The organism is Limnohabitans sp. TS-CS-82 (genome assembly GCF_002943475.1).
On record NZ_PTQX01000014.1, the window covers coordinates 1 to 17985 of the forward strand.

General features: G+C 55.3%; 18 protein-coding genes and 1 tRNA gene. 9 read left to right on the top strand and 10 right to left on the bottom strand.

Features of this window, described 5'->3' with window-relative positions:
* From C5F52_RS22355 to C5F52_RS22370, 4 genes are all read left to right on the top strand, one after another.
* A partial coding sequence (locus tag C5F52_RS22355; RefSeq protein ID WP_146100140.1) for an IS3 family transposase occupies positions 1-204 on the top strand: 204 nt, incomplete at its 5' end.
* A gap of 124 nt (positions 205-328) precedes the next feature.
* Positions 329-1078 (top strand): hypothetical protein, encoded by a 750-nt coding sequence (locus C5F52_RS22360; protein ID WP_104800579.1) that lies wholly within the window; start codon positions 329-331, stop codon positions 1076-1078.
* 344 nt (positions 1079-1422) lie between these two features.
* Complete coding sequence (locus C5F52_RS22365; RefSeq protein ID WP_146100141.1) at positions 1423-1944, top strand: hypothetical protein; 522 nt, start codon at positions 1423-1425, stop codon at positions 1942-1944.
* A 77-nt stretch (positions 1945-2021) separates the two neighbouring features.
* Positions 2022-2945, top strand: a complete 924-nt coding sequence (locus tag C5F52_RS22370) for a hypothetical protein (RefSeq protein WP_104800581.1) — start codon at positions 2022-2024, stop codon at positions 2943-2945.
* Between the two features lie 410 nt (positions 2946-3355).
* Here the strand turns inward: C5F52_RS22370 and C5F52_RS22375 are convergent, their stop codons facing one another.
* Positions 3356-3856: a GNAT family N-acetyltransferase gene (locus C5F52_RS22375; protein WP_104800582.1), complete on the bottom strand. Its 501-nt coding sequence runs from the start codon at positions 3854-3856 to the stop codon at positions 3356-3358.
* Positions 3857-3879: 23 nt separating this feature from the next.
* Positions 3880-4185, bottom strand: coding sequence for a DUF1778 domain-containing protein (locus C5F52_RS22380; RefSeq protein ID WP_104800735.1), 306 nt, complete (start codon positions 4183-4185; stop codon positions 3880-3882).
* A gap of 918 nt (positions 4186-5103) precedes the next feature.
* Between C5F52_RS22380 and C5F52_RS22390 the strand changes: the two genes are divergently transcribed.
* Complete coding sequence (locus C5F52_RS22390) at positions 5104-5955, top strand: hypothetical protein (RefSeq protein WP_161499751.1); 852 nt, start codon at positions 5104-5106, stop codon at positions 5953-5955.
* A gap of 110 nt (positions 5956-6065) precedes the next feature.
* On the opposite strand, the gene C5F52_RS22395 is transcribed toward C5F52_RS22390, so the two are convergent.
* The 7 genes from C5F52_RS22395 to cysS form a co-directional block, all read right to left on the bottom strand.
* Positions 6066-6773 (bottom strand): hypothetical protein, encoded by a 708-nt coding sequence (locus C5F52_RS22395; protein WP_104800585.1) that lies wholly within the window; start codon positions 6771-6773, stop codon positions 6066-6068.
* 138 nt (positions 6774-6911) lie between these two features.
* Positions 6912-7004, bottom strand: a tRNA-Ser gene (locus C5F52_RS22400).
* Between the two features lie 24 nt (positions 7005-7028).
* Positions 7029-8297, bottom strand: a complete 1269-nt coding sequence (locus tag C5F52_RS22405) for an aspartate kinase (RefSeq protein WP_104800586.1) — start codon at positions 8295-8297, stop codon at positions 7029-7031.
* Positions 8298-8332: 35 nt separating this feature from the next.
* Positions 8333-9298, bottom strand: a complete 966-nt coding sequence (gene tilS, locus C5F52_RS22410; RefSeq protein ID WP_104800587.1) for a tRNA lysidine(34) synthetase TilS — start codon at positions 9296-9298, stop codon at positions 8333-8335.
* Positions 9264-10238 carry an acetyl-CoA carboxylase carboxyltransferase subunit alpha gene (locus tag C5F52_RS22415; RefSeq protein ID WP_104800736.1) on the bottom strand — a complete coding sequence of 325 codons (975 nt, stop codon included), beginning with the start codon at positions 10236-10238 and terminating at the stop codon, positions 9264-9266. The genes tilS and C5F52_RS22415 overlap by 35 nt, the downstream gene beginning before the upstream one ends.
* A gap of 20 nt (positions 10239-10258) precedes the next feature.
* Complete coding sequence (locus C5F52_RS22420; RefSeq protein ID WP_104800588.1) at positions 10259-10903, bottom strand: DNA-3-methyladenine glycosylase; 645 nt, start codon at positions 10901-10903, stop codon at positions 10259-10261.
* 2 nt (positions 10904-10905) lie between these two features.
* Entirely contained in the window at positions 10906-12279 is a 1374-nt protein-coding gene (cysS, locus tag C5F52_RS22425) for a cysteine--tRNA ligase (RefSeq protein ID WP_104800589.1), read from the bottom strand.
* A gap of 192 nt (positions 12280-12471) precedes the next feature.
* Here cysS and C5F52_RS22430 point away from each other — a divergent pair, with 192 nt between their 5' ends.
* From C5F52_RS22430 to C5F52_RS22445, 4 genes are read left to right on the top strand one after another with little or no spacing between them, the layout of a single operon-like run.
* Positions 12472-13014, top strand: coding sequence for a tetratricopeptide repeat protein (locus tag C5F52_RS22430; RefSeq protein WP_161499752.1), 543 nt, complete (start codon positions 12472-12474; stop codon positions 13012-13014).
* Positions 13011-13616, top strand: coding sequence for a peptidylprolyl isomerase (locus C5F52_RS22435; RefSeq protein ID WP_104800591.1), 606 nt, complete (start codon positions 13011-13013; stop codon positions 13614-13616). Before C5F52_RS22430 ends, C5F52_RS22435 begins: the two co-directional genes overlap by 4 nt.
* A gap of 42 nt (positions 13617-13658) precedes the next feature.
* Positions 13659-14165 carry a peptidylprolyl isomerase gene (locus tag C5F52_RS22440; RefSeq protein ID WP_104800592.1) on the top strand — a complete coding sequence of 169 codons (507 nt, stop codon included), beginning with the start codon at positions 13659-13661 and terminating at the stop codon, positions 14163-14165.
* A gap of 5 nt (positions 14166-14170) precedes the next feature.
* Positions 14171-14995 carry a UDP-2,3-diacylglucosamine diphosphatase gene (locus tag C5F52_RS22445; RefSeq protein ID WP_201747076.1) on the top strand — a complete coding sequence of 275 codons (825 nt, stop codon included), beginning with the start codon at positions 14171-14173 and terminating at the stop codon, positions 14993-14995.
* A gap of 67 nt (positions 14996-15062) precedes the next feature.
* On the opposite strand, the gene C5F52_RS22450 is transcribed toward C5F52_RS22445, so the two are convergent.
* Positions 15063-17951: a DUF349 domain-containing protein gene (locus C5F52_RS22450; RefSeq protein WP_236657972.1), complete on the bottom strand. Its 2889-nt coding sequence runs from the start codon at positions 17949-17951 to the stop codon at positions 15063-15065.
* Positions 17952-17985 lie beyond the last annotated feature (34 nt).

Here is a 17985-nt window from a genome sequence, read left to right on the forward strand (position 1 = left end):
AACGGGTTGTACAAGGCCGAATTGATTCACCGCCGTGCGCCTTGGAAAACGAAGGAGTCTGTGGAATTGGCAACCCTTGAATGGGTGTCATGGTTCAACCACCACCGACTGCTGGAGTCGATTGGGTATATTCCACCTGCCGAGGCTGAGGCCAACTACTATCGGCAACTCGCTGAGAAGGCCAACACCGAAGTGTTAACTTAAACCAACTGGCCTCCTCGAAATGCGGGGCGATTCAGCTACACCCTATAAAGCAGGGAAAAGACGGCGAATACACCTCCATGGACCTCGCGCATGTTGCGCCATGGCCGTAACAAATGGAGTTCACATGCCTAAAAGTAAAGATACCTTAGACGCCGCCGAGTGGGGCAATTCTGCAAATATTGAGATGATCGCGATCGATGAAGCCCTCTCCGCCCCTAGTCCGAATCCTCGTTCGCCTGCATTTGCTGTTCAAGAAATATTCAGAATTGCAAAAAGCTATGGGGGAGAAGATCAAATTTTCATGACCAAAGAAGCGTTCTTAGTCATGTTTCCAAGGCTTAAAGGAACGTTTTACAAGGGAAAAATGAGCTGGGATAGCACTCGCTCGTGCTGGAATTTGCAAGATGGTCCAACTGTTGATGCATCGAGGATTCAGGCAGATGTGCTGCGTTGGTACGTCAACGCTTGGGACTTCAGTAGACACACGCGTGACCCGGAATTTCAATATCCAGAGGATCAAGAATTTGGACCGTCAGGTGAAGGCGTCGATAAGCTATTTCACGCATTGATGCCACTCTGTGGTGAGTTAACGCGCCGCATCTTTTTTGATAGAGAGTCGAGCCGCTTCGGCTATTGCGACGTGTACAAAGCAGATGGCACTGATAAGTACGTTGCCGAAATCGGCTTCTTCGACGACACAAGAACTCATCGCATACAGTTCGGTGCGCAGCCGTTTTGGCAGCTTGAAGGTTTGTCGGTACCAGCTCTACTTAGTAAGTACAACGTCCTAAGCTACAGAGTGCACAGTATCTCGGCGCGAAGATCAAACGTCAAAAAACAAGTGGCACATAGCGACTCGCCTACGTTCTTCTAATTGCTGCACAGACTATTCGGTCGCTCGTCTCAGCCGAGCGACCAGATTGCAGCGGATGCAGTCATCGACCGTTGCAAGTTGAACTGCAGCCATCGGCCAAAAGCTGACTTCCAAGAGTCTTCCCATAATCGGACATTGGATGCCCTTTTTGGGGGATGGGTATGCAGTGCTACATTCATTAGTCTGCAGCAGCGTTTGTCGGGCTTTCTAGAGGACGACACCAAATAGCAAATGGGAAAAATTGCTTTGATATCAAAAAAATGGGCGTACGGGATCCGCCAAGCCAGACCGATGCTCTCGGTTTTAGGCTGCAGGCTTGTACGGTCTACATTAGGTTAGGTCACATGGAACACCCGGAGCGCGTGCGCCGCGTGGCCCTTCTTTGCTGTCACTGTCTGCGAAACATTGCGTTCTATCGAGCCGGGTGGCAACATGGGGCGCTGCGCATTTCGCGTCAATTCTGGATTGGCGCAAACGCGAACGCCCTCGACGTTGCGGTCCTCGATTGGTGCAAGCTCTTTGCCGATCGCAAAAGCAAACATCACTGGAGGCGGGTAGTTGCAGATCACAGCGCATTTTTAAAGGATCTCTACGCCGCCCTTCAAGTGACGGACAAGGAGTATCGCGCAGTCGTGAGATCCGTTCTCCGTTATCGCAACAAGTTCGTCGCTCACCTTGACGAAGAGCGAGTCATGAACATTCCGAGAATGAGACTCCTTCGCAAGAGCAGTGCTTTCCTGTACAACCGTTTGCGCTCGGATGCCGTTCAACAATTGCCCCTCGGTGATGCTCCTGCAACTGCCGCACATCATTACGCGTTTATGTATCGTCAAGCCATTCAGGAGCACGACAGCCATGCAAAATAAATGTGTCGTCAACGCGGACGCACTAGTGCGTTCGCGTGCATTGCGAGTTTCTGTTCTGCTCAAACATTAGGCCTCAGATGTCACTTATTCACGACATACAAGCCGCTTCAATCGCCCAGAATTCGGATATCCCGACCATGCTCCGCATGTGCAAACTCTTGGCGGCGAGAATCTCGCATCAAGAGTTCGCACACTGGGTGGATCTCGAACTCAATGGCTACCCCACAGTCGATGAACTGCCGGACTATCGCGTTGTGCGGGCGGACTCTTACGGCACTTTCGTAGGCGCATTTCAGCAGGCCGGCAAGTTGCAAATTCCCGTTTCGGTTCTACCCAAGGAGATTCAGGAGCAATACCAAAACGCTTACATGGGCAACAGTATCAGTGCATATACTGCATTGATAGAGGGAGGGAAGTCCGGCAGCGTCCAGGAGCCTTGGCCAGTTGCGCTAGCGATCCACCATGCATCCAAGCTCACACCGCATATGCAGTGCATTGCGGCATGGAAAGAGATACCGATCGGGGCGGTCGTTCGTTTGATGGACTCTGTGAAGACAAGAGTTCTTGGCTTTGCAATCGATCTTGAGCGAGAGGCCCCGAACGCAGGTGAACTCCCAATCGGAAGCCAGCCCCCATTAAGTCCCGAGAAAATGACTCAGATCTTCAACACAAACATCACAGGCAACGTTGGCAATATCGCCAACGCTAGTTCAGGGTTCATACAGTCCTCGACAGTAGTTGTTCGTCAGGGCGAATGGCAGTCACTCCAAGCCCGACTGTTCGAACTAGGTCTCACTGAATCGGACACATTGGGACTAAAGGAAGACTTGGAACGTGCACTTGCCGCGTCCAGCGATGAGGAACGAAAGACGACCGCTGGCACATGGATTGGGCGCCTTGCTGGCAAAGCTGCATCCGGCGCTACTGGCGTTGGCATTGAGGTGGCCGCCACGGCAGTGGCCAAAGCTGTTGCCGCTTACTTTGGCCTTGCTGGCGCCTAACCCCTCCTGCGAGGTCGGACCGACGGCAAGGCGACCCACCTCGCCTCGCACGTTGAACGTCTGCCCTCAATCGTGCCCACCGACCGCTTTGGGGCCGGTTGTTTGAATTGAGCTTAAGTTGGCAAACGACCGCTCGCAGCCTTTTGCAGACTATTACCTACAATCAGTTTTACACCTAAGTACTTTGATCTCTGGTGTAGCAATGAGGTTTGTCGTCAGGCGATATCTGCTTTCGTAAGGGTCTTCTACAAGCAAAACAAGTACTCACAAAACTCAATGTCGTGTTTTCAAATCTACTGAACAGCTCATGTCTGGACTTGTCGCGATAAGCCTTCGTAAGGTTAACTTTTGTCGCGAAATCACTCTGTAATTTTCGAGTTGCGGATCACCTACTTACGGATGCATAGCTGCTACTTAATCAAGCTCTTCACCATAGCGAGCGGTAAAAACATAAATAGTGGTTGTTGAGGCAGCGCTACGAACCCGTGATGCGCATAAAAATTTGCCGCTGTAGCATCTTTGGCATCCACAACAAACGCATATGCTGCAATTTCTGCAGTGGCAGCTCTGTGCAATGCATCAGCCAACAAGGCGGCGCCAAGACCTTGGCCTTTAAAAGACTTATCTACGGCCAGCCGCCCCATGCGGACCGCAGGCACGCTGGGATAGCGAGGAAGTTTTTTAACGGTGGCTTCGGGCAGGTCAGCCAACACAACACTAGCTGAGGCAAGTGTGTAGTAACCAGCGATTTGCCCATGCATAGCAGTGGCAACAAAACAAGCTGTCACTCGGCGCTTGATATCTTGACTTACCTGAGTTCGGAAATATCGATCCAAGGGTTCAGAACCACTGTCAAATATTGACCGGTCACTAGCAGAATCCAGCGCGGTAACAGAAAATTTATGTGCCATTGGGTGGCTGACTTCAGCCAAACTTACGCCGCCAAAAGCTTGCTAGCTTTAGCAAAAGCACGCTTGAGGGCTGCATTTGGCTTTGCAGGCGCTATCAACGCATTAGCAAACGTTTCTTGATCCACGACAGACAAACGCACCTGATCAGACTGGGCAATTGCGCTACTGGCGGCTATCTGCAACGCATGTACGACAAAGTCAGTCATGGTTCGACCTTGTATCTCAGCTGCACGTTTCACAGTCATATGTAAATCTTGGCTAATCCGAGCCTCCAGTCGAGCGGACTGAGCTTTGAATGAGCGCGGTGCAACAACAGCTCTAGCAGTCATGACATTTCTCCTAATTTCACCAAGATTGTACGGCATTTTGCCGGAAAAACAAATCCCCTTTTATTAAAGAGGAAGCCGAATCAGCCCAAACGCTAAACCACAGCAAGTGCGCCCCACAGCTACTTACTGACTACCAGCGTTTCGCATGAGAGCAAATCAGCTGATCCATGCCAACTGGCCTAACTCCTTTCTTCCCGAAGACCCAAACGAAAGCTCAACAACAACACACTTCTTAAGTGTGTTGTTGTTGAGCTTTTGTCAGGCCCCGTCGCACCAGATGGTACGAAGCCAACCTGGTGACTTGAATGGAAAAATATTTTCGGACACACCCTTAAAAAAAATTAGCCACAAGCGATTACATCAGAAGGACCTTTCGCATCGTGCAGAAAGGCCTTCACAAAAAGGGAACATATGACAATAAAAGATTACGACTGGGGCTTTGGTCGAGGCTTAGAAAACATGGCGATCAGCGGGGCGCTGAATGCAGAAAGTCCTAATCCGCGCTCGCCCGCTTACGCACTACAAGCACTTGCTCGGACATTTCAGAACCGAATTCACAGCTGCAATTGGCTGGTTCGACGACTATCGCACTCACAGAATACTTGAGCCAGTTAGCAATTTTTGGCAATTAGAGGTTCGCAAGGTAATGCCGCTGCTGAGTGAATTGCACGTAACGAGCTACAGACTTCAGTGTATCTACGCCAAAGAAATGGGATGGCTGCGATGAGAAAGTTTGACATCACCAAAGAGATCATTGGTCGCACTCCAGAAATTCTCGAACTACTCGGAGTGGATGAACGAGCAATGCAGCGAAAAGTACATTGCCCTATTCCAAGTCACGCGGACGAAAAACCATCTTTTCGTGTGTACAAAGATGATGACAGGTTTAATTGTTCGTGCTACGTGAGAGGAGGATCAATGATTGACCTCATCATCAAGATGGAACGCGCAAAAAACTTCTCTGATGCTGCAAGATGGCTTAGAAAAGATCTTCTTGGTCACACGCCACAAATCAAGAAGATCAAAGTTCACGACAACTTCATTCCAGAGCACGGCAGCAAAAAAGATTGCTCAGATAGGGACGACATCTTGCGAGTTCTAGCGCGCTGCGTCGACGTCCCTCTATTTCATCCATATGTGGTGAAAAAAGGCATCTTGCCTGTTGGCGCTCGATTCGAACCGATTCTCAAAAATCTAGTTCTGCCAATTCACGATAAGGAATATATCGTCATAAGTCACGCGGCTAAGTCAGTCCAATATCAGCAAGAAGTTGGCTCTCACGCCAGCAGAGGTAGCGGCGCTATCACCGACGCCTTCAGATTAGAAGTCTTAATGCGAGTAATGACTCCCAGGGAGGCTAAAGATTTTCGAATAGATGATCTGCAACGACACCGTTTTGTGCGAATGCAAGTGACGAAAGCTAACTCGCTTCCACCAGACTTAATGCACCCCGTCTGGCTTGAGAGAGTTAACGGCGGAGCTTTGACACTCTCAAGTTTGAAACCTGCGACTGTTACAAGGCCGCGATCCGCACTTGAACTTTTTTTCGAAGCTAATCCAGAGACTGGCGAACTCAGCCCGATATCTCTTTCGTTTGCGACATGGAAGGTCAAGGCTTTAGATGCAGGCTTATTGACAGGGAAGACAGACTCAGCACGCGACATGTCAGCAAGACGATTGCTAGCAACTATTAAGAGTTCAAAATGGATTGAGGTACATCAAGGAATTTACAAGCCAACGGACGAGGGCATTGCCGAGCTTTTAGGATAAGGAATGCAGCAGCAGCCTCGAACATCTGCTGCAAGTCATTGCAATGAGAACTATCCTAAGCTCCCAGTGGTTTATCAAGCGGGCCGCTCCTGGCTGACTAAGGCCTTGAATCATTCGTTGTGCAGCGAAGCGTTGGGGAAGTTTGTAGAAAACTTCCACTTCATTTTGCCCAGTCGATACGCATGTGCGATGACTTTGCTACCGAGATTGAAAGTTATCAAAACAGCGGTGCTTGTGTTCATGAATGCCGCGGCATTTGGGCTAGCAGGTACGCCAAGAAAGTGGCTAGTTCGCATGACAAGAAGCTGATCATCAATCGATTCAGCCTCTTCCACTCTGTACCAATAATCATGATCGCTGACGTAAGGCGGGTTCAAAACTTCTCTTGGATATGCATCACTGAGCATCTCAGCAACGAATTCCCGCTCATCGGTACTGCTGAGCAGCGAAAGGCGATTGCACATGGCTTGGAAAGTTCTGGCTCTTTCTAATTTTGCAAGCTCGGCCCTGACACTTAATCGCCTACTGAGTCTAGTACTAGCAGGCTGCTTGCGTAGTTTTGAACTTGCCTCAGGCTGAACTGAGATTGATTCTTTTGAGACTTGCTCACCCGAATACAACCAGTGGGCGACATCAAGCAAAGCAACACACCAACGACCGCCAAGTTTTTGGATCTTGAACGGCAAAGCACCGCGGGCAATCAGACCTTCGATAGATCTTTTTGTTTTTCCCAAAATTTTTACAATGTCGCCTGTGAACAACACAGACTGCCCCGGAAACTGGGTGCGCAACTCTTTTAAATAGTCATCAAGCTCCACAGAAAAGCCCCAAAACAAAAAACCCACCAAAAACCCACAGGGAAGTGAGTTTTGATGGGTATTTGTAAGCAGTTGAGTGCGTCAAGGTACAAGTCAGAATTTAGTAAAAACTTATCTAAGTCCTTGATTTATATAGCTTGGCGGAAACGGAGGGATTCGAACCCTCGATGAGGCTCTACACCCCATACTCCCTTAGCAGGGGAGCACCTTCGGCCACTCGGTCACGTTTCCAGCAGACTCAGATTATAGCTGAGCTTAGGCGCTCGGCTGATCCAAATCGAAAGCTTTGTGCAGTGCGCGCACCGCGAGTTCCATGTATTTTTCGTCAATCACGACCGAGGTCTTGATTTCGGAAGTGGAGATCATTTGGATGTTGATGCCCTCTTCGCTCAACGAGCGGAACATCTTGCTGGCCACGCCCACATGGCTGCGCATCCCAATGCCCACGATCGACACTTTGCAAATCTTGGTGTCGCCCTGCACATCGCTGGCACCCAAGGCTGGCAACACTTTTTCTTTGAGCAAATCGGTGGTGCGAGCGTAGTCATTGCGGTGCACGGTGAAGCTGAAATCCGTTTTGCCATCTTTGCTGATGTTTTGGATGATCATGTCGACTTCGATGTTGGCATCGGCCACAGCACCCAAGATTTGGTAGGCAATACCGGGTTTGTCGGGCACACCGACCACAGAAATTTTGGCCTCATCGCGGTTGAATGCGATGCCCGATACGATTGCTTGTTCCATTTTTTCGTCTTCCTCAAAGGTGATCAACGTGCCTGATTTGGCTTCTTCGTTGATGTCAATGTCCCACGCAGTGAAGCTGGACAACACGCGCAGCGGCACCTTGTATTTACCAGCAAATTCCACCGAGCGAATTTGCAACACTTTGCTCCCCAAAGAAGCCATTTCCATCATTTCTTCGAAACTGACGGTTTGCAAACGGCGCGCTTCAGGCACCACACGCGGATCGGTCGTGTACACGCCATCCACGTCGGTGTAAATCAAGCACTCATGGGCTTTCAGTGCAGCAGCGACGGCCACAGCTGAGGTATCTGATCCGCCACGGCCCAAGGTGGTGATGTTGTCTTCATCGTCTTTGCCCTGAAAGCCAGTGATGATGACCACGCGACCCGCGTCCAAATCGGCACGCACACGCGCATCGTCAATCGACTCAATGCGGGCTTTGGTGTAAGCGTTGTTGGTACGGATGGGCACTTGCCAACCTGCATAACTGACCGAAGGCTGGCCTTCGGCTTGCAATGCGATGGCCAACAACGCAGACGAAGCTTGCTCGCCTGTGGAGGCCAGCATGTCGAGTTCGCGGTTGTAGGCGGTGTCAGCTTTGGACGGCGCCAGCTCTTTGGCCAAGGCCAACAAGCGATTGGTTTCACCGCTCATTGCGGAGGGGACGACCACCATTTGGTGGCCAGCACGGGCCCATTTGGCCACGCGCTTGGCGACGTTGCGAATGCGCTCTGTTGAGCCCATCGACGTGCCGCCGTATTTGTGAACGATCAATGCCATATTGCGTGGAAAAGGGTTGTTATGTCAGGCAAAAGCTAAAGATTGTAGCAACGCAACACAGCCCCATCGCGCCGCACAAAGCCATGGCCCACCTTGATGTCAATCTGGTGCCCGCGTGTGGTGCAAGCTTTGACTTGCCGCAACAAGGCTTGCATTTGCGCGGCACTGGCTTGCGTGCCCTCCAACGTCAACCAATGGCGCAACACATTCGACTGCCGCGCCTCGCTGAGCAGCTGCAAGGCACGAATCGCAGGCGGCTGCCCCACGGTTTGCAAATCTTCCTCGGCCAGTTCGGTCAACAAGGTTTGCGCCTGCGCCGCGTGTCGGGCACTGCGCGCAAAGGTTTGACGAAACGCCGGAAACGCGCGCGCCAACACAGGCAACACATCGATGCGAATGCGGTTGCGGGTGAAACGGGTGTCGGTGTTGGTGGGGTCATCCACCCACACTTCACCCGCGGCTTGCAAGGCGTCACGCAGAGCCTGCCCCGGCACATCCAACCAAGGACGGTGGTAGGTCACGCCGCCTCGGTCAGCAAGCGCGGGCATGCTGGCCAAACCCGGCAAGCCCGCACCGCGCGACAAGGCCAACAACAAGGTTTCGACTTGGTCATCCGCGTGTTGCGCCAACACCATGTCTTTGATGTGGCCGCCCCAGTTCTGCTGCAAGGCATTGGCGAAGGCGGTGTAGCGCGCTTGGCGCGCTGCGTTTTCGGGGCTTTCACCCACGGCATGGGCAGCATTCACGCGTTGCACCACCAGCGGCACATCAAAGCGTTGGCACAAGGCTTCGCAATGCTGAACAAACCCATCCGCCGCCGCCTGCAAACCGTGGTGCACATGAACGGCATGAACGCGCCCCGGCCAGTGTGTGGCGCAGGCGATCAGCATGGCGGTGGAATCGGCCCCGCCGCTGAGCGCGACGGCAAAGGGGCCTAAGTGCTGGAACGCGTCCAGCGATGGAAAATTAGCGTTCAGCTTTGGTGTCGGTGAACCGGCCATAGCTTTGCAAACGCTCGTAACGCTTGTCGAGCAACTCTTTGACCTTCATGTCGGTCACTTGGCGCCATGCATCGTTCAAGCCGCGCTTGAGCTGTGCCGCCATTTGTTTGGGGTCGCGGTGTGCGCCACCCACGGGTTCGTTGACGATTTTGTCGATCAAGCCCAAGGCTTTCAGACGGTGCGCAGTGATGCCTAGGGCTTCTGCAGCGTCTTCGGCGCGGTCCGAGGTTTTCCACAAAATCGAAGCACAGCCTTCAGGGCTGATGACCGAGTACACCGAGTACTGCAGCATCAACACTTGGTCCGCCACGCTGATGGCCAACGCGCCGCCCGAGCCACCTTCACCAATGATGGTGGTGATGATGGGCACTTCGAGCTGTGCCATTTCAAAAATGTTGCGTCCAATGGCTTCAGACTGGCTGCGCTCTTCGGCGTCGATGCCGGGGTAAGCGCCAGGCGTGTCGACAAAGGTGAACACGGGCAGCTTGAACTTCTCGGCCGTCTTCATCAAACGCAAGGCTTTGCGATAGCCCTCGGGTCGGCTCATGCCAAAGTTACGCGCAGCACGTTCTTTGGTGTCGCGACCTTTTTGATGACCCAAAACCATGCAAGCATTGCCGTTGAAACGGGCCAAACCACCCACGATGCTCAAGTCATCGGCAAAGTGACGGTCGCCGTGCAACTCCACAAAGTCGGTGAAGATGTCGTTGATGTAATCCAACGTGTACGGACGCTCCGCGTGGCGCGCGATCTTGGTGATCTGCCAAGGCGTGAGGTCGCTGTAAATGTCCTTGGTCAGCTGCAAGCTTTTCTTGCTGAGCTGCTCGATCTCCTGCGAGATGTCGACCGCCGACTCACTTTGCACATAGCGCAACTCGTCGATCTTGCCTTCAAGTTCGGCAATCGGTTGTTCAAAGTCGAGGAAAGTTTTCTTAGCCAAATTCAATACTCCTTAGCTGCTCAATATTCAACGGGCAGCGGGTCTAGCGAGCGCCAAATATACCAAGTCGCCACGCTGCGATACGGGGCCCACGCAGCGGCGACCTCGCGTGCTTCGTTGCGACTGACAGATTCGCCCGAAAAATAGTTGTGGCTGATGCCATTGATCAAACCCACATCATCCAGCGGCAACACATTGGGCCGCATGAGGTGAAAGATCAAAAACATCTCAGCCGTCCAACGGCCGATGCCGCGAATGGCCACCAGTTCATCAATGATGGCCTCGTCGTCCATTTCGGACCATTTTTTAACGTGCAAGGCGCCATTGTCAAAATGCAGCGCCAAGTCGACCAAATACTCCACCTTGCGCGCCGACAAGCCAGCCGCCCGCATGTCGTCCACCTTGAGCTTGAGCACATTGGTGGGGGTGATTTTGCGGGGTAACAAGGCAAAGCGGTCCCACACAGTTTGAGCCGCTTTGACCGAAATTTGCTGACCCACGATGCTGCGCGCCAAGGTGACGAACGCGTCGCCTCGGGACTGCAGCGAAGCCTCCCCAAACTGAGGAATCAGGCGCTTCATCACCCGATCTTTTTTCATCAGGTGCTTGCAAGCCTCCGCCCAATACTCGGGGGTGGCAATGGTGATTTTTTCGATCACGGCCATGCTCAGCCACGCTCCCAGGTGGTGCCGGTAGGCGAATCTTTGAGCACGATGCCCTCGGCAGCCAAGGCTTGGCGAATGCGGTCAGCCTCGGCAAAGTTCTTGGCAGCTTTGGCGGCTGCGCGGGCGGCGATTTGGGCCTGAATGGCTTCTTCGTCGACCCCTGCACCGGCTTGGGCAAAGGCTTTGGGGTCGTCTTGCAACAAGCCCAACACGCCGCCCAAGGCTTTCATCAAGCCAGCGGTCTGCGCCGACTGCGTGCGGTTGACTTCGCTGGCCAGTTCAAACAACACGGCCACAGCCTCAGGCGTGCCAAAGTCTTCGTCCATGGCAGCTTTGAAGCGTGCGGCATGGGGCTCGGCCCAATCAATCGTCACGGCATCGGGCGTGACCGTGCCCAACGCGGTGTACAAGCGTTTCAAGGCACCACGAGCGTCGTTCAAATGCACGTCGCTGTAATTGAGCTGGCTGCGGTAGTGGCTGCGCACCACAAAGAAACGCACGGTTTCGGCGTCAAATTCTTTGAGCACATCACGGATGGTGAAGAAGTTGCCCAAGCTCTTGGACATTTTTTCGTTGTCCACGTTGATGAAACCGTTGTGCATCCACACGCTGGCCATCTTGTGACCTGTTGCGCCTTCGCTTTGGGCAATTTCGTTTTCGTGGTGTGGGAACTGCAAGTCCGCGCCACCACCGTGGATGTCAAAGCTCTGGCCCAACATCTCGCAGCTCATGGCCGAGCACTCGATGTGCCAGCCGGGGCGGCCTGCGCCAAAAGGGCTGGCCCATTTCACTTCGTCGGGCTCGCTGGTCTTTGCTGACTTCCACAGCACAAAGTCCAGCGGGTCTTGCTTGCCATCGTCGACGGCCACGCGCTCGCCCGCTTGCAACTCGTCCAGCGACTTGCCGGACAACTTGCCGTAGCCTGGAAACTTACGCACGGCGTAATTCACATCGCCATTGCTGGCTTGGTAGGCCAAGCCTTTGTCTTGCAAAGTGCCAATCATGGCAAGCATTTGCGGCACATAGTCCATGGCGCGGGGCTCGTGCGTGGGGCGCTCGATGCCCAAAGCATCCGCATCTTGGTGCAAAGCATCAATCATGCGATCGGTCAGGCCACGCACGGTTTCGCCGTTTTCCAGCGAGCGTTTGATGATCTTGTCGTCAATGTCGGTGATGTTGCGCACGTAGGTCACGCGGTAGCCGCTGGCTTTGAGCCAGCGCTGCACCACGTCAAACGCGACCATCGAACGGGCGTGGCCCAAATGGCACAAGTCGTACACGGTCATGCCGCACACGTACATGCGGACATGGCCAGGTTCGAGCGGCGAAAATTTCTCCAGCGCACGCGTGAGCGTGTTGTGAATGCGAAGCGTCATGAGTGAGTCGTGAAAGACCGCGCTTGAGGCGGACATGAGGGGTGTGACAGAGGGCGGCGTTATAGACCCTCTGTTTTACAATAACGACAGTATACAAAGCACATGAAAAACCCTGCCCTCACTTCCCACGCCACGAGCTCGCGACTGTTTTTGCAGCGCTGGGTTTTAGGGTGCACGCTCTGCGCGAGCCTCATGTGCGCGGCTAACTCGGTCTTGGCACAAACCAACGCCAGCCAAGACTGGCAGCCCGGCCAGCCGTCGGTGCCGCAAATGCAAAGTGACCCGCACGACAACGTGCGCAAATTGCTGCGCCAAGCCAAATACCCACAAGCTTTGGTGCTGGTCGAAAGCGGTCTTCAAACCAAACCCAACGACCCTCAAATGCGGTTTTGGCAAGCCTTCCTCTCCGAGCAGCTGGGACAACCCGCGGTGGCACTGCCTCTCTACCTGAGCCTCACGCAAGACTACCCAGAGCTGGCCGAACCCCACAACAATTTGGGCGTGCTCTACGCCGCACAAGGTGACTACGCCCGCGCCAAAGTCGCCATCGAGGCAGCCCTGCGTGCCAACCCCAACTACCCCGCAGCCCACGAAAACATGGGCGACTTGATGGTGCAACTGGCACGTCAATCGTACGAACGTGCCCTAGGCCTTGAGCCCACGCATCGCGCGCCTGCCAAGAAAATCGAAGCTCTTCAACCCGCACTTGCACTCACCCAAGGCACATCACCATGACACTTTTGAGCATCTCTCGTCGCGCCCTCTGCGCTTTCGGTTTAACCGTCTGCAGCTTAGTCACGCCCTTGGCCATGGCCCAAGACGCAACCAAAGCACCGCAGGTGAAGTTCGTCACCAATGCGGGCGAGTTTGTGGTCGAGGTCTACCCAGACAAAGCCCCCAAAACTGCCGAAAACTTTTTGCAATACGTGCGTGACAAGCACTACGACGGCACCATTTTTCACCGCGTGATTGGCAACTTCATGGTCCAAGGCGGCGGCTTCGACACCCGCTACATGGAGCGCCCCAGCCGTGCACCTGTGATGCACGAAGGCCGCGAAGCCCTCGCCAAAGGCGGCCCCCGCAACACGGTGGGCACGCTCGCCATGGCGCGCACCAATGCACCACACTCAGCCACCGCACAGTTCTTCATCAACGTGGTGGACAACGGTTTTCTCGACCCCACACCCCAGCAATGGGGCTACACCGTGTTTGGCAAAGTGGTCTCGGGCATGGACACCATCCAAAAAATCAAAAGCACGCCCACAGGTTCGGGCGGCCCTTTCCCCTCCGATGTGCCGCGCATGCCCATCGTCATCCAATCGGCCACTTTGCTTTAAACACGCACAGGCCTTTCTTCTTTCATTTTCAGGAAACACACCATGAGCAACCCACAAGTCGAACTGCACATCTTGGACCACGGCGTCATCACCATCGAACTCGATGCCGAAAAAGCCCCCAAGTGCACCGAAAACTTCTTGAGCTACGTGAACAAAGGTCACTACGACAAAACCATTTTTCACCGCGTCATCCCCGGCTTCATGGTGCAAGGCGGCGGTTTTGAGCCAGGCATGACCCAAAAGCCCTGCGACGAACCCATTGAAAACGAAGCCAACAACGGCCTCAAAAACAACCACTACACCCTCGCCATGGCGCGCACGTCAGACCCACACTCGGCCACCGCCCAGTTCTTCATCAACGTGGCTGACAACGACTTTTTGAACCACAAAGCACCAAGCCAACAAGGCTGGGGTTACGCCGTGTTCGGCAAAGTGGTCAGCGGCAACGACGTGGTCGACAAAATTGCAGCCGTTAAAACCGGCCGCAAAGGCTTCCATGACGACGTGCCCAAAGAAGACGTGGTCATCGACAAAGCGGTCGCGCTTTAAGCCCTGTGTCAGCACTGCCGCGCCTGAGTCTGCCTGTACCCAGCGTGCAAGCCCCCCAGCAGTGGCAGCGCATCGACTTCATCTCCGACCTGCACCTCGACGCCAGCGAGCCCGCCACCTTTGAGGCGTGGGCCCAGCACATGGCGCACACGCCCGCAGACGCCCTCTTCATCTTGGGCGATTTGTTTGAAGTCTGGGTGGGCGATGACACCCAAGACCCCTTTGCACTGCAATGCATGGACGTGCTCCAGCGCACGACGCAACGCATACCTGTGTATTTCATGTGTGGCAACCGCGACTTTTTGGTGGGCGACGCCCTGCTCAAAGCCACGGGCATGCAGGGTTTGAGCGACCCCACCGTGTTGCACATCGACGCGAGCAATGACACGCCCAGCGCTCTGCGCTTGTTGCTCAGCCACGGCGACAGCCTGTGTTTGGGCGACACCGATTACCTCGCCTTTCGCGCCCAAGTGCGCCAACCCGCTTGGCAACAGCAATTTTTGGCGCAACCGTTGGCCGAGCGTCAAGCCTTTGCACGCCACTTGCGCGAGCAAAGCGAAGCCCGCAAGAAAACGCACACCGACTATGCCGATGTCGACGACGCCGCTGCGCGCAGCTGGCTACACGCGGCGCAAGCTTCGGTGTTTTTACACGGCCACACCCACAAACCCGCCGTCCACGACTTGGGCGATCGCCTGACCCGCTGGGTGCTCAGCGACTGGCATGCCAATGCACAGCCGCCACGCTTAGAAGTGCTGAGTTGGCTGCGCAGCCAAGAAAAAAGCCCCACAAGGGGGCTTTGTCGATTGCCGCTGAGCCGCTCCTTTTAAGGAATTTGCCACTTAAAGGGCATGCGGCATTTCTGGAAAGGACAGTCTCGGACCGTCCCCTTCACACTCAGCGCTTGAGCAACACCTTCAACGCCGATTGCAAACGACGCGCAGCGGTCTCGTCATAAGCACCCGCCAAGACTTGCGCCGCATCAGCGGCCCATGTCATTTGAGGCGAAGGATCGTTGCGACGGGTCAGCATTTGCAATTGCAAGGCACGGCGTGCATCCATTTGCGCAGCAGGTGTCGGCAACTCAGCCGCCACTTCCAAACGCAACAAAGGCGTGACCGTTTCCGCTTTGACATCGCTCGCCAAGGCTTGCGCCCATTGCGTGCGTTGCGCAGGCGTGAGCTTGCTGCCAATGGCTTGCGCCGCGGGCAACTGGCTGGCATCGCGCTTTTCCCAAGCGTGCATCAACTGGGTGAGCACTTCGCCATGGGCTTGTGCTGCCAAGCGACGCAGCGCGTCTTGTGCGGACTCCAAGGCGAAACGCTGCGCACGGAATGCGGCGTCACCCAAACGTGGACCGCGTGGGGCAAATCCGTCACGGCCATCGCGCGAAGGACGAGCTGCGCCATCGCGGTCACGGCCAAAACCAGCGCCTTTGTCACCGCCAGCGCGGTCGCCAAACTTGCCGCCGCCAGGCTTGCCATCACGGCCACGTCCGGCAGGGGCCACTTCGGTGCGCTTTTGACCTGGGCGGTCATCGCCACGCACAGCGACCACGGGACGTGGTGCAGCTTTAGGAGCGGGGGCAGGTGCTGCAGCGACTTCTGGCTCAGCAGCGTCAGCCGTGTCAGCGCTCGGCTCTGCGCCAGCTTCGGGCGCTGCAGACGCATCCGCAGAGGCATCGCCAGTCTCGGAGGCCACAGGTGCATCCGCAGACTTTGCAGACTCCGCCACAGGCGCCACAGCAGCAGGTGCAGCCACAGGCAATTCGCCACGCGCAATTTGCTCCAACGCTTGCATGGCTGAGCGAATTTGTGCGCCGTCGCCTTTGGCAATGGCGGATTCGAGCGCTTTGGACGCATCGATCACGGCTTTGTCGTGTGGGGTCAGCGCGGTTTGTGTCTGTTCGCGCGACGATGTTTTGCGGGCAAATGCCTCGTCAATCGGCTGACGGAAGGCATCCCACAGCTTTTGCTCTTGCTTGCGGTCCAGCACCACGGTGTGGGCTTCTTCTTGCCAACGCTGTTGCAAAGCTTTGACGGCATCAATGCGCAAAGTGGGTGCAGCACCCAACTCTTGCGCTTCGGCAATCAGACCATGGCGACGCGCCAAGCTGGCTTTTTGCACTGCCTCCAAAGGTTCATGGGCGGCGTGAATGACGGCTTTCCAAGTGGGCTGCAACTCCGCAAACATCTTCTCGCTGAGATGGCCGCTGTCGCGCCAGCGTTGAGCGAATTGGTGCAATTGACGCGCCACGCCTTTCCAATCTGGACCTTGGGCATGCTCAGCAGACCACGCTTTGACCTCTTCAATCAAGGCCAAACGCTGCGCTTTGTGGGCAGCCGTTTGTGCGCGGGCTTCTTTGAGCCACACATCAACCACTTCATGGGCGCGGTTGCAGGCGGCGTCAAAACGCTTCCATAACGCGGGGTTAGGCGCGGCTTCTTTGTCGATTTTTTTCCATTGATCGCGCAAGTTACGCAAGGCTTCTTGCAACTTGCGACCACCCATGGCAGGCACGCGCGCTTCTGTCACCGCAGCAGCTGGCGCAGACTGGGCAGCCGTAACTTCAGCCGCTGGCGCGGGGGCCGCAACTGGGGCTGGCGCCTCGGAGGCTGCTTGTTCAGCAACGTCAGCAGGTGCCAGCACTGGAGCGGGTTCGACGGCTTCAACAGCAGGCGCGGCTTCGACCACGGGCGCCACCACTTCAGCGGTCACAACGGGCTCGACCCCATCTGCCGCAACGGGCGTGCTCGCGGTTTCAGGCGCAGCTTGCGGGGCCTCAACCGTTGTATCGATCGCTGCATCTACCACTGCCTCTGCCGGTGCGGCAGCAGCATCTGCCGCCACACGGGCTTTTTTGGGTGCCGCAGCAGGCTTGAACAACGCTTCCGCTTGGAGCACCAGCTCCATGCGCTTTTGGTCCACCACGGCTTTGTCAGCGGTGGGTTTGACCTTGCGGGTCACGTCCAAACCACCGGCGGCGGGGGCTTTGGGCGCAGGGGCAGCCTTTTGAGGCAGCACTTCACCGCGCGCCACGCGCACTTGGTCAGCCCAAGCCGGCACAGCGGGCAAAGGGGCGGCAGCGTCAGCAGCGGCGGCTTCGGTCAACGTCAAAGCCGCGCTAAAAGCGGTCCAAACGGCTTGCACTTGCTGGGCGCTGGTTTGCAAGGCGGGGGCAAATTTGGCATCCACGCTGGGCCACTGAGCATCGGCCGACAGGGCTTGTGCTTGGGCATTCCAACGGTCCAAATCGGCTTGCAGGCCATCACGCAAAGCCAAGGCGTCTTGCCAAGGCTTGGTCGAGAGCACTTCAATGCGCTGCGCCAACAACACAGCAGCTTCGCGCTGCACTTGGGTTTGGTGCTGCAAATCTTCAATGGCTTTGACGCGTTCGGCCAACGCGGTCTTCAAACCGGCCAAAGGCTCGCGTGACAGAGGGGCGCCCGCTTTCGCGGCATCGCGTTGCCAACCCATGGCATCGGCCAAGTTGATGCGGGCGGCGTCGCGCAAAGCCTCACCTTTGATGGCCCACTCGACGATCAAGGCGTCTTGGTCTTTGGTGCGGCGCAGCTCATCGAGCTTTTCGCGCAGCACTTTGGCAGCGCCCTTGTCTTTGCTGCTCATTTCGTTAAAAACGGCTTGCAATTGCTCCAACGTGGGATGGCCAGCCAGCCAATCGCGCAGGCGTGCCGTGCGGTCTCCCGAGTTGGAAGCGGTGAAGGCGCCGCCAGTCAAAACGTCAAGGGCAGCAAGGTCGAGGGGTTTCGCAGAAGAATCAGTCACAAGTAGAGCTCACAGTAAATTAGCAGTGATTGTC

Excerpts from the sequence above, each read along its gene's own strand:
- C5F52_RS22435 (WP_104800591.1), top strand. The coding sequence starts at position 13,011 with ATGACACTTTTGAGCATCTCTCGTCGCGCCCTCTGCGCTTTCGGTTTA.
- C5F52_RS22430 (WP_161499752.1), top strand. The coding sequence starts at position 12,472 with ATGTGCGCGGCTAACTCGGTCTTGGCACAAACCAACGCCAGCCAAGAC.
- C5F52_RS22365 (WP_146100141.1), top strand. The coding sequence starts at position 1,423 with ATGGAACACCCGGAGCGCGTGCGCCGCGTGGCCCTTCTTTGCTGTCAC.
- C5F52_RS22390 (WP_161499751.1), top strand. The coding sequence starts at position 5,104 with ATGATTGACCTCATCATCAAGATGGAACGCGCAAAAAACTTCTCTGAT.
- C5F52_RS22370 (WP_104800581.1), top strand. The coding sequence starts at position 2,022 with ATGTCACTTATTCACGACATACAAGCCGCTTCAATCGCCCAGAATTCG.
- C5F52_RS22380 (WP_104800735.1), bottom strand. The coding sequence starts at position 4,185 with ATGACTGCTAGAGCTGTTGTTGCACCGCGCTCATTCAAAGCTCAGTCC.
- C5F52_RS22405 (WP_104800586.1), bottom strand. The coding sequence starts at position 8,297 with ATGGCATTGATCGTTCACAAATACGGCGGCACGTCGATGGGCTCAACA.
- C5F52_RS22360 (WP_104800579.1), top strand. The coding sequence starts at position 329 with ATGCCTAAAAGTAAAGATACCTTAGACGCCGCCGAGTGGGGCAATTCT.
- C5F52_RS22375 (WP_104800582.1), bottom strand. The coding sequence starts at position 3,856 with ATGGCACATAAATTTTCTGTTACCGCGCTGGATTCTGCTAGTGACCGG.
- C5F52_RS22420 (WP_104800588.1), bottom strand. The coding sequence starts at position 10,903 with ATGGCCGTGATCGAAAAAATCACCATTGCCACCCCCGAGTATTGGGCG.
- tilS (WP_104800587.1), bottom strand. The coding sequence starts at position 9,298 with ATGGCCGGTTCACCGACACCAAAGCTGAACGCTAATTTTCCATCGCTG.
- C5F52_RS22440 (WP_104800592.1), top strand. The coding sequence starts at position 13,659 with ATGAGCAACCCACAAGTCGAACTGCACATCTTGGACCACGGCGTCATC.
- cysS (WP_104800589.1), bottom strand. The coding sequence starts at position 12,279 with ATGACGCTTCGCATTCACAACACGCTCACGCGTGCGCTGGAGAAATTT.